Origin of the sequence: Paenibacillus castaneae, assembly GCF_002884445.1 — a bacterium.
GTDB lineage: Bacteria > Bacillota > Bacilli > Paenibacillales > Paenibacillaceae > Pristimantibacillus > Pristimantibacillus castaneae.
On sequence record NZ_KZ614144.1, the window covers coordinates 2,252,283 to 2,268,060 of the forward strand.

The following is a 15,778-nucleotide window of genomic DNA, read 5'->3' on the forward strand; positions in this document are numbered from 1 at the left end:
GCTGCAGACGATGTTGCAAACAAGGGCTGTTCCAAAAAGTGTATAAGACTTTTTGGAACAGCCCTTGTAAATTCCGCTTAAACAACTTTATGGATTGGAACAGTTTTTTAAGAAATCATCTCGTAATATGCCATAGTAGCTGATGTCGACGTACTGATCCCATTTCAAATATTGTTGTCGTAATGTACCCTCATATTGCATGCCGATTTTTCTCATAACGCTGGAGGAGGCGGGATTGAACGTCATGGCTGCCGCACAAAGCTTATTCAGCTTGAGCTCCTCAAAGCTGAACTGTGCAACGCGTTTTGCGCCTTCCGTGACGAAGCCCTTATTCCAAAAGGATTTTCCCAGCCAATAGCCTAATTCAGCACGATGGTTATTCTTATCAATCTGCATGCCGATCGAACCCATAAATGCATGGCTCGCTTTGTCGATGAGCGCAAAGGAATAACCTTCCCCTTTAAGTTCGACCTCCCTCCGTTTATGGATAAAGGGAATGGCAGACCCCTTGGGATACGGATAGGGGATGTTCAGAGTCGTTCGAGCAATATCATAATCATTAATTAACAGCTCCAAAGCATCAGCATCGCCTTCTTCTAATGGGCGCAGGATGAGTCTATCGGTATGCAGAATAGGCACTGCGAACATCTCCTTTTACTGAATTTTAATTTAGTATAAAGGAAAATGTAGTAATTACAATCATCCTATGAGGTTGAAGATTTATTTTTTGAAAAAGCTATTAAATATTTCAGCTGTCTTCTTCTGGTCAGGAGTGATAGAGAAGAGAACGAACCGACCATTTCGAATTATTTGATAGTTTTGCGCTTGCTCATATTGATCCTCTAGATAGTCCTTGAATAAATCTTGAATAGCTTTAGCGCGAGTTTCGAAGCCGCTTGCCACCGCATCATAATCCTCGTCTGACTTTAATTTAACAATAGAGAATTCTCCTGCTTGTATCATCATTTTCGGTTGATGAAAGATTCCTTCCACAAGCTGTTTTTCTACATTGATCCCATAATTTTCTTTGATTTGATCGCCTTCTACGACCATTAACGGGCCTAAAGTAATATCTGCGATGATTTTGGCTGAAATCGTTTCTGCTGTAACATCGGCTATTGGGTCTTCCTGTCCTGGCTTCGGCGATGCGGTTGGTTTAACAGTAGGGCTCGGCGTCGCGATCGGAAGCGGAGAAGTCGTTGGCGCGGTCGATGGGGCCGTGCTCGGCTTAACAGTAGTCGGTGTTGCCGTTGGCTTTACCGGTACAGGCGTCGCGGTCGGTTTTGGTGCAGGTTTAGAAGAACCAGCAGGTTTAGTCGACGGTTTCGTAGTTGGATTAGGTTTAGTTAACGGTTTGCTAGTAGCAGTTGGTTCCGCTGGCTGACTAGTAGCTGTTGGTTCTTCTGCAGCATTATCCCCAGTCGGTTCGGGTGTCGGAGAAGCGGTAGGCTGTACTAATTTACCTTCATTAGAAGAATCGTTCGCCGCCGAGGGTACGATAGCAGCCTCAGGCTCATTCGTTATTTGCGGCAAGGCCGAAGTAGAATTAGTATCTTTATGGCTGTCTTGACTGCTGCAGCCTGCAGCGATGATCATCAAGATTACAGCAACAATGGCTAGGTGGAAAAATTTATATTTATGACTAGGCATCTATTAGTCTCCTTTATTCATCGTTGTATAGTTAGACGCTAATAGGTTTCATATAGTTGCCGTCTATGCTTAAGTTCTTCGAGCCTGCGAAGGAGTCATTCCTTTATACTGCTTGTACAGCTTTGTGAAATAGTTTGGATTATCGCAGCCTACCTTGACTGCGATTTCGGAAATCGTATCATCGTTTTCGCGAAGAAGACGCTCTGCTTCATTCATGCGGCATACGTTAACATACTCAACGAAGGTGCGGCCGGTTAGTTTTTTGAACATCTTACAGAAATGATAAGGGTTTAAGCTAACATGTTTCGCTGCTTGTTCGATGCTCATTTTCTCGGAAAACTGGGATTCGATACGTTGAATAAGCAGTTTAAAGCGATCGCGATTAATGAAATAAGGCTCTGCAGGCTTGGCAGCAAGCTGGTGATTCAGAAATGTACGGGACATTAATGTGAAAAAGGCATACAGCTTTGACTTTACAACCAGCTGATAGGCCGGAGGTTTCGCCGCGAGCTCTGCTATTGCTTCATCCAGCAAGGAGAAATAGTTGAAGCATGTCTCGTCCTGCTCTGCCGGCTTTACGGGAAACCGCAATCGACCCTCTAAATAAGGAGCAACAAATTTGGCATGAACGGGGTCATGAACCCAGTCATTAAACAGAGAAGCATTTAGAACAATACAATCATAATAGACTTCCTCATAACGAAGAGCGTATCCGACATGCAGTCCTCCGCCCGGAATGATGATCACTTCTCCTGCTTTGACGATATAAGGCCTGCTATCGATATGGAATACTCCGCTGCCTTGCCGCATGAAAATAATTTCAAAATGCTCATGCCAATGCAAGTAGAGTATGCAATCGTTAGGCTTCGTTGGACCACAATGATTTTGAAACAGCTGAATAGGGTATGATTTATGTTCGAGGCGGGTATTCTCCCAAAGTTCCCGAGGATAGGTCATATATTTATCACCACCACAAGATTAGACTAGTAATGCGCAAGATATTGTAGAGTAATATGCTAAGCTCCTAGCTATAATGGAGTTGTTATGAATACTATAAGCCAATATTGGAGTGATAAACAAGATGAAAAATAAATTAAGAATCGGAACACTTGTAGGCGGGGGAAATGCGGATCAGATTATTCCGCAAATCGTACAGCACGGCTTCGAATCGTTTAACTTAACGTTTTGGCAATCGACGGGGAAAACAGATTTAGTAGAAATGGCGAAGCGAGTTCGCGCGCTTGCGGAAGAGCATGATTTCGTTGTGCCTGCTGTTAGTGTGTTTGGAAACCCGTTGACGGGCGAAGGCGACAATGCAGATACGCTGGAAAGCTGGGAACGTCTAATTGATCATGCTCATTTGTTTGGCGCTGATATTGTATCCGGTTTCACAGGACGCCTGACGGGCCAACCGATTGATGAATCCATTCCGAAATTCAAGGAAGTATTCGGCGAGCTAACGCGCAGAGCGACAGACCGCGGAGTTCGCATTGCTTTCGAAAACTGTGATATGGGCGGCACTTGGGCAACAGGAGACTGGAATATTGCTCACAACCCAACCGCTTGGGAGCTTATGTTCAATGCGGTGCCTGAGCAAAACATCGGCTTAGAATGGGAGCCATGTCATCAAATGGTCAGCCTAATTGATCCTATTCCGCAGCTGCGCAAATGGGCAAATAAAGTATTTCATGTGCATGGCAAGGACGCAACGATTGCTTGGGACGTAGTTAAGGAGCATGGCGTACATGGACCGAAGCCGTTTGTTTGGCACCGTACACCGGGCTTTGGCGATACGAACTGGTCGGATATTATTACGATTCTAAGACAGAACGACTACAAAGGAACTATTGATATAGAAGGCTGGCATGATCCGGTTTATAAAGATGAGCTTGAGATGACGGGACAAGTGCATGCCCTCAATTATTTGAAGCGCTGCCGCGGCGGCGACTTCGTACCAAATCCAGTATAAACAAATGAATGAGAGCGAGGTCGATTCAAGATGACAATCAAGCATCGGGTAGTTGTTGTTGGTTGCGGCGGAATGGCCAATACCTGGGTAGATTATGCGAAAGACAGAGACGATACGGAAATCGTCGGGCTGGTTGATATCAAAGAAGAATTCGCGCAAGCAATGGCTGACCGTAAGGAATTGACTTGTCCTATTTTTACTGATATTAAGCAAGCAATTAAAGAGACCGGCGCTACGATCATATTTGATGTTACGATTCCGGCAAGCCATTACAAGGTAGGTACAGCAGCGTTAGAGCTTGGCTGCCATGTGTTTGGCGAGAAGCCGCTTGCGGAAACGATGAGCGAGTGCAGCGATATAGTAAGAATTGCAACCGAAGCAGGCAGAACGCATGCTGTGATGCAAAATCGCCGCTTCGACCCGCGTATTCGCGCTTATCATGATTTGATTGCGAAAGGAACGATTGGCAAACCGGGCTTTGTAGGTGCCGATTTCTTCCTAGGCGCTCATTTCGGTGGTTTCCGTGATGCGATGGACAGCCCGCTTCTGCTTGATATGGCGATTCATACGTTCGACCAAGCTCGATTTATTATTGATGCCAATCCGGTGTCTGTTTACTGTCAGGAGTTCAACCCGTCCGGTTCTTGGTATGCTGGCAACGCAATGGCCGTTTGTATTTATGAAATGTCGGATGGCTCCATATTCAACTATAGAGGCTCGTGGTGCGCTGAAGGCGCGTCTACATCATGGGAAGCTGCATGGCGGGTTACAGGAGAAAAGGGTACCGCTATTTGGGATGGACATGATGGAATTTATGCGGAATACGTGGCACCTGGCGAGCAAACCGGATTTACACGCGAGCTTGAGCGGGTAGACGGGCAGCTGCCGATTATGGATAAAACAGGACATCATGGCTGTCTGGATGAAATGTTCGCTTCTCTAGAAGAGGGACGCAAGCCTGAAACGGATTGCAGCGACAATATTTATAGCATGGCAATGGTTCTTGCAGCACTTGAGAGTGCTAAGACCGGCCAAAAAGTGCTGATTGCTGATTTCATGGATGCGGCTTCGAAGAAGATCTAATCGGTTAATAGGTTTTGAGATAGACCCTTATGAATGAATTTGACATCATCAGCAGGCACGCATTAACACCTATTCTCCAATTGTTGACAAGTACTGCCCTTCAAGAGCAGAATAAAGGATAACTCCTAACAGGAAAGAGGTGTATCTGTTGTCAACACTTATTAATAGAGTTAAAGAACTGGCTGCTGGGTTCGACGAAGAAACACTCCAATCTATCGAAATTAGTCCGCTTATCGTTGAAGCAGGTGCCATTCAAGAGGTGGCCCCTTATTTAAAGGAACAGAACCATAGCCGTGTTGTTATAGCAGCGGATGCTATTACTTATGAAATAGCGGGAAAGAGACTTGAAGAAGCAGTAGCGGCACTTGGCATTGCTGCACACACGACATTGATAAAGCCTGATCGTCAAGGCGATGTTATTGCGGATGAGGTGTCGATTGTGCAGCTATTGCTGGATATTCAACTCCGACGTGCGGAGGTTGTAGTCGCTGTGGGCTCGGGAACCATTCATGATATATCGAGGTATGCTGCTTATACCTCTTCGATTCCGTTCGTATCCGTACCGACAGCGCCTTCTGTAGACGGCTTTAATTCCAAGGGCGCTCCGATCATTATTCGGGGCGAGAAGAAAACAATTGCAGCTATCGGACCTGATGCTATATTTGCTGATTTGAATATTTTGGCGAATGCTCCTGCTGCTATGGTTGCGGCTGGCTTTGGCGATATGCTGGGTAAATATACATCGTTATTTGATTGGAGCTTCGGCGAGCTAGAAGGCGGTGAGCCTTATTCTGCAGAAGTGGCTGAAATCACTCGCGTGGCGTTGAACAAGTGCGTGGACAATATAGAACTCATAGCAAATCGTGATCCAGAAGGCATTCGTATTCTAATAGAAGCGTTAATTGAGTCTGGACTTGCGATGCTTCTATTTGGCCAGTCTCATTCAGCATCGGGCGCTGAGCATCATTTATCTCATTTCTGGGAAATGGAATATATCCGATTAGGCAATCGGCAGCTGCTTCACGGTGCTAAGGTTGGCGTAGCATGCGCGGAAATATCCAAGCTCTATAATCGCCTTGCCATGGAGGAGTCGGGGCTTGCTTTTACGGTTAATCCAGAGAAGGTACGTCAAGCCATTGCGGCACTTCCGACCGAGCAGGAGCTTCGCAATTGGCTCAGACAAGTTGGCGGGCCGTCTACGACAGAGGAACTGGGTATAGATGCGGAGCTGCTGATGCGAAGTCTGCAGGAAGCACATCATGTGAGACCAAACCGCTACACGCTGCTTAGAGCTTTTAATACGATTTAAATGAAAAGGCAGTCCAGAAGTAGAAAAATCTACTTTTCGGACTGCCTTTTATTAGATGAGTGGTCTAGAAATCAAATTTTTCCGGATCAGAGCCAAAACGCTGGTCACGATTAAGAGCACTGATTTGAGTCATTTCTTCAGGCGTTAAGGAGAAATCGAAGATAGCAGCATTTTCCTTCAATCGAATTGGATTTATCGACTTCGGAATTGTAATTACTTCATTCTGAAGATCCCAGCGCAGAACAACCTGAGCAGCGGATTTGCCGTATTTGGCTCCAATCTCTGCTAGGATGCTGTGATCCAGGTTTCCTTGCATGAGCGGACTCCAAGCCTCAAGCTGAATTCCTTTACTTTTGGTATATTTAAGCAGCTCTTGTTGAGTCAGAAGCGGATGATATTCCACTTGATCCACCATTGGAGCGATATTGCCTGATTCCTCGATTGCCTGCAAATGATGGATATGAAAATTGCTTACTCCAATCGCACGTACATAGCCGTCTTTATAAAGCTTTTCGAGTGCGCGCCATGTTTCTGTGAATTTTTCTTTAACCGGCCAGTGAATGAGCAGCAAATCGACAACCTCAACGCCAAGTTTCCGTCTGCTGTCTTCAAAAGCTGTCAATGAGGTTTCATAGCCTTGATGGGAATTCCAAATTTTGGTCGTGATAAATATTTCATCGCGGGGAATGCCGCTGTTACGAATTCCTGCTCCAACACCTGTCTCATTGTTGTATGCCGCTGCCGTATCTATACTTCTGTAGCCTGCCTCAATTGCAGAAGCTACTGTTCTTTCTGCTTCGCCGTCATCCTTCACTTTCCATACACCAAGGCCTAGCCAAGGCATCTTCACGCCGTTGCTTAGTACAGTTGATTCTGTCAGTGCTTTCGTCATTGTAGTAGCCTCCTATTATAGTGATAATTCTAGAATAGCTTTCACATCTTCCTTCTCTAGACGCTTGAAGGAACCGATAGCCCCGTAACGAACAGCTTCTTCTGCCATACGGTCAATTTTGTCACTGCCGATCTCGAAGTCAGCCAAGCGTGATTCAGCGCCGATGCGCGTGAAGAAATCTCTTGTAGCTTGAATGCCCGCAAGAGCGATTTCTTTATCCGACTTGCCCTCTGGGTTAATTCCCCATACGCGAACTGCATATTGTACGAAACGATCAATCCGCTCCTCATAAACGTGTTTCATCCAATTCGGGAAAATAACAGCAAGACCTGCTCCGTGCGGAATATCATAAATCGCGCTTACTTCATGCTCAATGCCATGCGAAGCCCAATCATTTGCCATACCGAGGCTAATAAGGCCGCCGTTCAGCGCCAGCGTTCCACACCACATAAGATTAGCGCGTGCAACCGCATCCTCAGGGTTGGCTAAGGCATCTTCGACATTCTCAATAACAGTTAGCAAGATGGATTCGCATAAGCGCTCCTGCAGCGGCGTGTTTTTGGTCAAGCTGAAGTACTGCTCAAATACATGAGACATAATGTCTACTGCACCGTTTACCGTGTGATTGCGAGGTACGGAGTAGGTAAGTGTCGGGTCGAGAATGGAGAACACAGGATAAATATGAGGGCTGCCAGCGCCGCGCTTTAAATTTTCTTCCCAGTTCGTAACGACTGTAGAGCCGTTCATTTCTGAACCGGTTGCAGCAAGAGTAAGAATAGTGCCAAGCGGAAGTGCTTCCTTAATAACCGCTTTGTTGGTGAAGAAGTCCCATACATCGCCTTCATATGGAACACCCGCTGCAATGGCTTTGGCCGCGTCGATTACACTGCCTCCGCCTACGGCTAGAATGAAGTCAACGCCTTGCGTGCGGCAGATTTCAATCCCTTTGTTCACAGTAGTTAAACGTGGATTCGGTTCAATGTTAGGAAGCTCGTGGACGGTAAGGCCAGCATTTGTCAGCTGCGATATTGTTTTATCGTACAAGCCTGTCTTCTTAATGCTGCCAGATCCATATACGAGCAAAATTGTTTTGCCGTATTGTGATGCCAATTTTCCAACTTGATCTGCTGTACCTTCACCGAATACGATGTGAGTTGGGTTTTTGAATTGAAAAGAGTTCATGATTACCTCCAATTATTAGTTAACTAAAAAAGTAACTAAATATCTTATAAGTTATGTATATGCCGTTTATTTTAGTGAAAAGCAGTAAAATTGTCAAGTTTAACGAAATTTATTGTTGAAACGTTAACTTTTAAGTTATATAATGATGGAATAAATGAAATGAGAATTGGCATTAGAAGGGGAAGCAGCAATGGAAGTTGAAGTAAGTAGTCGAAATATGAAGTTTCTGGAATGCTTCTCATCGCTAACACGCGTCAAAATAATTGAATTGCTGAATATTCAGCCTATGAACATAAAGAGTCTTTCTGCTGCGCTGGATATAAGGTCCCCAATTGTTACCAGGCATATTCATATGCTGGAAGAAGCGGGAATTGTCCGTTCGGAGAGCGTGGCCGGCAAAAGAGGAATGCAGAAGATATGTCATTTGCAGCTCACGCAAGCGACTCTTCTATTTAAAGGAGCACCGGCAGTTGAAAACTTAAAGCGTTACGTAGTATCGCTTCCGGTGGGGCATTATTCGAGCTATCAAATAAAACCGACCTGCGGGCTGGCATCGGATACCCAAATGATCGGCATGTGCGACGATCCAAGATATTTTGCAGATCCGGAGCATGTTGGTGCAAAAGTGTTATGGTTCGGATCAGGGTTTGTGGAATACCGCATACCAAACTACATGGTTAATAACGAAAACCCGGAATCGCTGGAGATCTCCATGGAAATTTGTTCGGAAACGCCATGTACGGTTAATCATTTGCCTTCTGACATTGCTTTTTCATTAAACGGCGTTGGCGTCGGCACCTGGACTTATCCGGGCGATTTCGGCACCGCTCGCGGCTTGTACACGCCTCAATGGTGGCACAAGAACATCCAGCACGGGCTCATTAAGACGATACGTGTCAATCGGCAAGGCTCATTCATTGATGGCATCCATGTGTCCGACGTCACGATCGAACATCTTAAGTTGTCTTACGACAAAGAAATCTTATTTCGCATTACGAGCAGCGCCACAGCCAAAAACTGCGGCGGTGTTACGCTGTTCGGCAAAGGCTTCGGAAACTATAATCAGGACATCGAAGTAACGCTGCGCTGTCAGTAGCCAATCGATTCACCGTCCCGCGAAATGAGGGGGGTTAATTTCAACATTTGAAATTAAATCATGCAAAATAATGATGTTAAATGAGAATGTGGCTTGACGATTTTACTTGATAGTATTACCCAACTAATCTGATACGTGAGAGCAGGCATCATTCGCTGAAATAGATTGCGAATAGATGCCTGCTTCATTTTCTAAGTTTTTTCGGTGGTCTTGATCAGCCACACCAACACATCGGATTTCTCACTACACTACAACAGCTCATTATTCCCTCGACAAAATTTTTGAAAGCTCACTAAACCTCAAAAGCCCTCCAACAGAGCTCAAAAACCTATCAACCCAAACAAAACCCGCCCAATACCCGCCAACGTCTGCCATTCTTTAATAAACAAACTTCCATATTGGTTTTTGATTTCATTGAATTTAACTGTTCACCTATTTAATAGTATGAAGAAGCAAAACCATGTTTGTTTTGAACTTATTTTTTTTATATTCAAGTGCATTTTTACTTCCGTTTTTGTTTGAAATTCATATATTCAAAAATAAACAAATATGATAAGATGAATTCAAACATAAAACAATACACTATCCGGAGGTAAATTCATGGTACAAAGCTTATGGGAAAACGAAAAAGCATCACAGCTTGAAAGCGGCCTAGCCGAGCTCGTTTATCGATCCAACATTATCGGCGCAGATCGCCGCGTCTGTAATTACGGCGGCGGTAATACATCCAGCAAAACGATCGTGAAGGATTTCCGCGGCCGTGACGTAGAGGTTATGTACGTGAAGGGAAGCGGTTCCGACTTGGCTTCAATGAAGGCGGGCAATTTCACAGGACTGCGTATGGATGATATTCGTCCCCTATTCGAACGCTCCGAAATGCCTGACGAAGAAATGGTTGCTTACCTCGTTAACTGCATGATTGATTCCAAGCACCCGCGTGCATCTATTGAGACGCTCCTTCATGCTTTCCTTCCATTTAAGCACGTGGATCACACTCACCCGGACTCTATCATTAGCCTTTGCTGCGCTGATAACGGGAAGGAGCTCGCGAAAGAAATATTCGGCGACCGATTCGTGTGGGTTCCTTATGTGCGTCCAGGCTTTAACCTGTCGAAAATGATTGCAGAGGGCGTACTTGCTAATCCCAATGCCGAGCTTGTGCTGATGGAGAAGCATGGCCTCGTTACTTGGGGTGAAACTTCCGAGGAATGCTACGCACAAACGATCAAGATCATTTCCGAAGCGGAAGCGTTCATCGAATCACGCTTTGATGAAGCGTCCCTGTTCGGCGGAGTGAAGTATGAAGTGCTTGAAGCAGACGTTCGCAGAAGCGTTGCTGCAAGTGTAATGCCAACCATCCGCGGCGCAGTAAGCGATGCAAAGAAAATGATCTTGACCTTCGACGATGAAGCAGATGTGCTGGCGTTCGTGAGCGGGCAGGATTCTCCGCAATTGTCTCAAGTCGGCGCAGCTTGTCCAGACCACCTTGTTCATACAAAGGTAGTGCCATTATTTATTGACTGGACGCCTAACGCAGAGGATATTGATGGCTTGAAGGAGAAATTAAAAGCAGGCATCGCTGCCTACAAAGAGCAATACAAAGCATACTTTGACCGCAACAAAAACGAAAGCGACGTTATGTTTGAAGCGGCGCCGCGCGTTATCTTAATCCCAGGCATCGGGATGATCAATACAGGAAAAAGCTGGGCTATGGCAGGTGTGAGCGGTGCTCTTTATCACCGTGCTATCGCCGTTATGCGCGGAGCTACAGCACTTGGTGAATTTGTATCTCTTAGCGAGAACGAATCGTACAACGTAGAATATTGGCCGCTTGAGCTTTACAAATTATCGCTTGCTCCAGCTGAAACGGAATTCTCGCGCAAGGTTGCCTTTATTACTGGCGGAGCGGGCGGGATCGGCAGCGAAACTGCACGCCGCTTAGTATCGGAAGGAGCACATGTGGTGCTGGCCGACCTTAATCTGGAAGGCGCTCAGAAAGTGGCAGCTGAAATCAATGCGCAATACGGCGACTTCCGTGCGATCGCAGTGAAGATGGATGTAACATCCGAAGAGCAGGTAGCAGCTGCATATGCGGAGACAGCATTGACCTATGGCGGAGTTGATATCATCGTCAACAATGCGGGTCTTGCAACATCAAGCCCGTTCGAAGAAACTTCACTCAAGGAATGGAACCTGAACATGAACGTTCTCGGTACAGGCTACTTCCTCGTTGCACGTGAAGCTTTTAAACTCATGAAGCAGCAAAGCATTGGCGGAAATATGGTGTTTATCGGTTCGAAAAACTCTATCTATGCGGGCAAGAATGCTTCCGCATACAGCTCCGTTAAAGCACTCGAAGCGCATCTGGCGCGCTGTATTGCAGCGGAAGGCGGCGAATTCGGCATTCGTGTGAATACGATATTGCCAGATGCCATTCTGCAAGGTTCAGCGATTTGGAACGGAAGCTGGCGTACAGAGCGTGCAGCAGCCTATGGCATCGAGCCGGATCAACTGGAAGAGCATTACCGTAAACGGACAACTTTGCTTGTTAACATATATCCGCGTGATATTGCGGAAGGAATTGCATTCTTCGCTTCGTCCAAATCAGACAAAACGACAGGCTGTATGCTTACAATTGATGGCGGTGTACCGGCAGCGTTCACCCGCTAAGGAGGAGTTATGATGTTCCAGGCAAGAGGAGAGAAGCATTGGTTCATACCGGACGGCTATATTCCTCCGGACAGCACGGGAGCACTTACCAGCCATGAATCGGTTTGTGTGCTGAATTGCTCATCTGAAGAGGCACTTATACGTATTACAATATTTTTTGAGGACCGCGAACCGATGGAGGACATTCTTGTTGTCGTTCCAGGCAGACGCACGAAGCATATACGCACGAGTTCGTTGATTAAGGAAGGGGTGCCAATTCCAATTGGCGTTCCTTACGCGATAGAGGTGCTAAGCGATATTCCGATTATTGTCCAATACAGCAGACTCGATTCGACACAAGCGGAGAACACACTTATGTCTACGATGGCTTTTGCTATTAAATAACGAATCTCTTATACGAAAGGGTGTACATGGATGTCTGATCGCGCATATGTACTTTTTGAGGAGCAGCAGAAGGCAAGAGGTGTTGATTTAGAAGATGTCAAAGCCAAATTGAAAGCGCTCAAAATCGAAACGCCTTCATGGGGCTACGGTGATTCCGGCACTCGGTTCAAGGTGTTTCAGAAGGAAGGCGTTCCTCGCAATCCGTTCGAGAAGTTTGAGGATGCTGCACAAGTTCACAACCTGACTGGAATTGCTCCATCGGTAGCTATTCATATACCTTGGGATAAGGTTGACGATTACAGCAAATTGAGAAGCCATGCAGAAGGTCTTGGTCTTACGATCGGAGCGGTTAATCCTAACTTGTTCCAAGATGAAGAATATATGCTGGGGAGCATTACGAATGCAGATGCAGCAATTCGCCGCAAAGCGACTGATCATTTGTTGGAGTGTGTAGACATTGCGAAGGAAACCGGTTCAAGGGATTTTAGTTTGTGGTTTGCAGATGGCACAAACTATCCCGGACAAGGTCATATCCGCAAGCGCAAAGCATGGATGAATGAAGCTTTAGCTGAAATGTACAAAGCAATGACACCGGACATGCGGATGCTTATTGAGTACAAATGCTTTGAGCCTGCTTTCTATCATACTGATCTTGCTGATTGGGGCATGGCATATAATCTGGCTCAGAAGCTGGGGCCTCAAGCTGAGGTGCTCGTGGATACGGGTCATCACCTGCAAGGCGCTAACATCGAGCATATCGTAGCTTATCTTATTGATGAGAAGCGGCTGGGCGGCTTCCACTTCAACAGCCGTAAATATGCCGATGATGATCTGATTGTTGGATCGGTTAATCCTTATGAGCTATTTCTCATTTTCTATCAAATTTTGGATGCTGCGGGTGATTCTGATGCTGCTATCCGCCAGAATGTGGACAATATTGCTTACATGATTGACCAATCGCATAATATTGAGCAGAAAATCCCGGCAATGCTTCGTTCCGTGCTGAATGTGCAAACGCAATATGCAAAGGCGCTTCTCATTAATCATGACGAAGTGGAAGAAGCTGCATCACGCAATGATGTGCTCGGCGCAGAGGATGCAGTTCGTCGCGCATTCGAATTCGACGTAACACCGCTTCTGCATGCGATTCGTGAAGAGCAGGGCTTGCCGCTTGATCCGATGAAGACATACCTTAACAGCAGCTACGGCAAAGATATTCTGGTGAGAGGCAAGGGCGGTGCCAGCTGGTGACGATCCTTGCTTATGATCTTGGGGCGAGCAGCGGAAGAGCGCTGCTTGGCCGGCTGAAAGAAGGCAGGATTGAGGTTGAGGAGCTGCATCGGTTTCCGAATGATCCAGTGGGAGTCGGTGATCGGCTGCATTGGGACATTCTACGGCTGCTTCATGAGCTTAAGATGGCCTTGCTCAAGGCTAAGCACAGAGGAATCCAATTAGACAGCATTGCAATTGATTCATGGGCGGTCGACTTTGGCTTAATCGGAAGCAATGGTGAGCTGCTTGGCAATCCGTATCATTATCGAGATCATCATACAGACGGGGTTATGGAGCAGGTCGTGAAGGAGCTTTCGGCAGCAACAATCTTCGAACATACGGGCATTCAGTTTTTGCCGTTTAATACGATTTATCAGCTTGCTGCCATGAAGCAGGCTGACTCGCCTTTACTGCGTGAAGCCCAGCATTTTCTCATGATTCCGGATTTGCTTCGCTATTTCCTTACTGGGGAAATGCTCAATGAGTTCACCAATGCAACGACGACGCAGTTATATAATCCCGTTACAGAAGCTTGGGATGAAGAGCTTATTCGGGCGATCGGCATTTCGCCGGATATATTCGGAAAGGTTGTTCAGCCGGGGGCAAGAGTAGGCCAGCTGCAAACGTCTATTTGTGAGGAACTGGATATCGAGTCCGTTCCGGTCTATGCGGTAGCCGAGCACGATACGGGTTCTGCTGTTGCGGCAGTGCCTGCGCTTGATCGTTCATTCGCTTACTTAAGCTGCGGCACTTGGTCGCTAATGGGAACTGAGGTCGGAGAGCCGGTCATTAACGATCTGGCTCAGGAGCTGAACTTCACGAATGAGGGCGGCGCTTACGGAACGTATCGCTTGCTGAAAAATATTATGGGTCTGTGGATTTTGCAGGAATGCAGACGTTCCTGGGAGCGTGCAGGAATGTCCTATACATTCCCCGAATTAGTTAAGCTGGCGAGTGAGGCGAAGCCCTTCTCAGCTTTCATTGATCCGGATGATCCGTTATTTCTATATCCTGGTGATATGCCAGCCAGATTGGCCCAGTACGGCTTGCGCACGGGACAGACGCTTGCGCAGGATGCTGGCTCAATCGTTCGTTGCATACTGGAGAGTCTCGCTTTAAAATATCGTTATGTGCTGGAGCTTACCGAGCAATTATCAGGTCAATCATTTAATGGGCTGCATATGGTTGGCGGCGGCATTCAGAATACGCTGCTCTGCCAGTGGACTGCGAATGCGATCGGCAAGCCGGTCTGGGCAGGCCCCATAGAGGGCAGCGCCATCGGAAACATGGTCGTGCAATGGATTGCAAGCGGTGAGCTTGCTGATATATGGGAAGCGCGTCAAGTCATTCGCGAATCATTCCCGGTTGATGTATACGAGCCAGAGCAGACTAAGGAGTGGCAGGACGCTTACGCTTCTTTCAAAGAGAAGACAGGAATTCAGGTCAGTAAGAAACAAAATAATATAAGTTAGGAAGAGGTAAGTTATGCTGGTTGCGGAACGATACGATAAAATTGTACAGCTAGTCAATGAGAGAGGCAGTATCCGTGTAACGGAGCTGAGCGAGCTATGTCAAGTTACCGAGGAAACGATTCGGCGCGACCTTGACCGCTTGGAGCAAGCCGGACGGTTACGCCGCTCCCATGGCGGTGCGGTTAGCGTAAAGGATCAGCAGCCGGAAATTCCTTACTTCGAGCGTGAGGTTACGCATACGGAGGAGAAGAAGCGAATTGCTGAGGATGCGATTAAGCTAATTCAACCAAAGGATCGTATTCTGCTTGATGCAAGTTCGACAGCTTGGTATATGGCAGCCAGTATGCCGGACATCCCACTGACGGTTCTGACGAATTCCATTAAAGTTGCGATGGAGCTTAGCAGCAAGGAGAAGATTGAAGTTATCTCGACCGGAGGCATTCTGGCTTCCCGTTCCTTGTCCTATGTAGGACCATTAGCAGAGCGCTCGCTTGATGCGTATCATGTGGATAAAGCGTTTTTCTCCTGCAAAGGTGTTCATCTGGAGCGGGGGATAAGCGAGTCGAATGAGCTGCAGGCGCGAATTAAGCACAAAATGGTCGGGATGGCGGATCAAGTTATTCTTCTGGCGGATTCCAGCAAATTTGGCGTCCAAGCGTTCACTCATGTAGCTGATTTGACGGATATTCATACGATTATTACGGACAAATATCTGTCATCAGAGCTGTTGTCACAGCTGGAAGAGAAGCAGATTTCCGTAAAAACGGTATAAATGAATGGCGCTGCACCTTTATGGAGG

The 15,778-nt window shown here is 46.6% G+C and carries 14 protein-coding genes; 9 read left to right on the forward strand and 5 right to left on the reverse strand.

What is annotated here, in order from left to right; genetic code table 11:
- Positions 1–87 precede the first annotated feature (87 nt).
- The 3 genes from CEF13_RS09530 to CEF13_RS09540 form a co-directional block, all read right to left on the reverse strand.
- The gene (locus CEF13_RS09530; RefSeq protein ID WP_244917067.1) at positions 88–639 is read right to left on the reverse strand and encodes a GNAT family N-acetyltransferase; all 552 of its coding nucleotides are present in this window, start codon (positions 637–639) and stop codon (positions 88–90) included.
- 81 nt (positions 640–720) lie between these two features.
- Positions 721–1,650, reverse strand: a complete 930-nt coding sequence (locus tag CEF13_RS09535; RefSeq protein WP_102710460.1) for a DUF4358 domain-containing protein — start codon at positions 1,648–1,650, stop codon at positions 721–723.
- Between the two features lie 69 nt (positions 1,651–1,719).
- A complete protein-coding gene (locus CEF13_RS09540) occupies positions 1,720–2,607 on the reverse strand; it encodes a helix-turn-helix transcriptional regulator (protein ID WP_102710461.1) in 888 nt (295 codons plus the stop codon).
- 124 nt (positions 2,608–2,731) lie between these two features.
- Between CEF13_RS09540 and CEF13_RS09545 the strand changes: the two genes are divergently transcribed.
- From CEF13_RS09545 to CEF13_RS09555, 3 genes are all read left to right on the forward strand, one after another.
- Positions 2,732–3,619, forward strand: a complete 888-nt coding sequence (locus CEF13_RS09545) for a sugar phosphate isomerase/epimerase family protein (protein ID WP_102710462.1) — start codon at positions 2,732–2,734, stop codon at positions 3,617–3,619.
- A 30-nt stretch (positions 3,620–3,649) separates the two neighbouring features.
- On the forward strand, positions 3,650–4,702 hold the full coding sequence (locus tag CEF13_RS09550; protein ID WP_102710463.1) for a Gfo/Idh/MocA family protein: 1,053 nt from the start codon (positions 3,650–3,652) through the stop codon (positions 4,700–4,702).
- Positions 4,703–4,850: 148 nt separating this feature from the next.
- Positions 4,851–6,011, forward strand: a complete 1,161-nt coding sequence (locus CEF13_RS09555; RefSeq protein ID WP_102710464.1) for a sn-glycerol-1-phosphate dehydrogenase — start codon at positions 4,851–4,853, stop codon at positions 6,009–6,011.
- A 64-nt stretch (positions 6,012–6,075) separates the two neighbouring features.
- Here the strand turns inward: CEF13_RS09555 and CEF13_RS09560 are convergent, their stop codons facing one another.
- Together CEF13_RS09560 and CEF13_RS09565 are read right to left on the reverse strand one after the other, a co-directional pair.
- Complete coding sequence (locus CEF13_RS09560) at positions 6,076–6,903, reverse strand: aldo/keto reductase (protein WP_102710465.1); 828 nt, start codon at positions 6,901–6,903, stop codon at positions 6,076–6,078.
- 15 nt (positions 6,904–6,918) lie between these two features.
- Complete coding sequence (locus CEF13_RS09565; RefSeq protein WP_102710466.1) at positions 6,919–8,085, reverse strand: iron-containing alcohol dehydrogenase; 1,167 nt, start codon at positions 8,083–8,085, stop codon at positions 6,919–6,921.
- Positions 8,086–8,275: 190 nt separating this feature from the next.
- Between CEF13_RS09565 and CEF13_RS09570 the strand changes: the two genes are divergently transcribed.
- From CEF13_RS09570 to CEF13_RS09595, 6 genes are all read left to right on the forward strand, one after another.
- The gene (locus CEF13_RS09570; protein ID WP_102710467.1) at positions 8,276–9,181 is read left to right on the forward strand and encodes an ArsR/SmtB family transcription factor; all 906 of its coding nucleotides are present in this window, start codon (positions 8,276–8,278) and stop codon (positions 9,179–9,181) included.
- A gap of 600 nt (positions 9,182–9,781) precedes the next feature.
- Positions 9,782–11,851 (forward strand): bifunctional aldolase/short-chain dehydrogenase, encoded by a 2,070-nt coding sequence (locus tag CEF13_RS09575; RefSeq protein WP_102710468.1) that lies wholly within the window; start codon positions 9,782–9,784, stop codon positions 11,849–11,851.
- Between the two features lie 9 nt (positions 11,852–11,860).
- Positions 11,861–12,235, forward strand: a complete 375-nt coding sequence (locus CEF13_RS09580; protein ID WP_102710469.1) for a sensory rhodopsin transducer — start codon at positions 11,861–11,863, stop codon at positions 12,233–12,235.
- Between the two features lie 30 nt (positions 12,236–12,265).
- On the forward strand, positions 12,266–13,486 hold the full coding sequence (gene rhaI / locus CEF13_RS09585; protein ID WP_102710470.1) for an L-rhamnose isomerase: 1,221 nt from the start codon (positions 12,266–12,268) through the stop codon (positions 13,484–13,486).
- Positions 13,483–14,979, forward strand: a complete 1,497-nt coding sequence (locus tag CEF13_RS09590) for a rhamnulokinase (protein WP_102710471.1) — start codon at positions 13,483–13,485, stop codon at positions 14,977–14,979. Before rhaI ends, CEF13_RS09590 begins: the two co-directional genes overlap by 4 nt.
- 13 nt (positions 14,980–14,992) lie before the next feature.
- Positions 14,993–15,751 carry a DeoR/GlpR family DNA-binding transcription regulator gene (locus tag CEF13_RS09595; protein ID WP_102710472.1) on the forward strand — a complete coding sequence of 253 codons (759 nt, stop codon included), beginning with the start codon at positions 14,993–14,995 and terminating at the stop codon, positions 15,749–15,751.
- Positions 15,752–15,778: the final 27 nt, after the last annotated feature.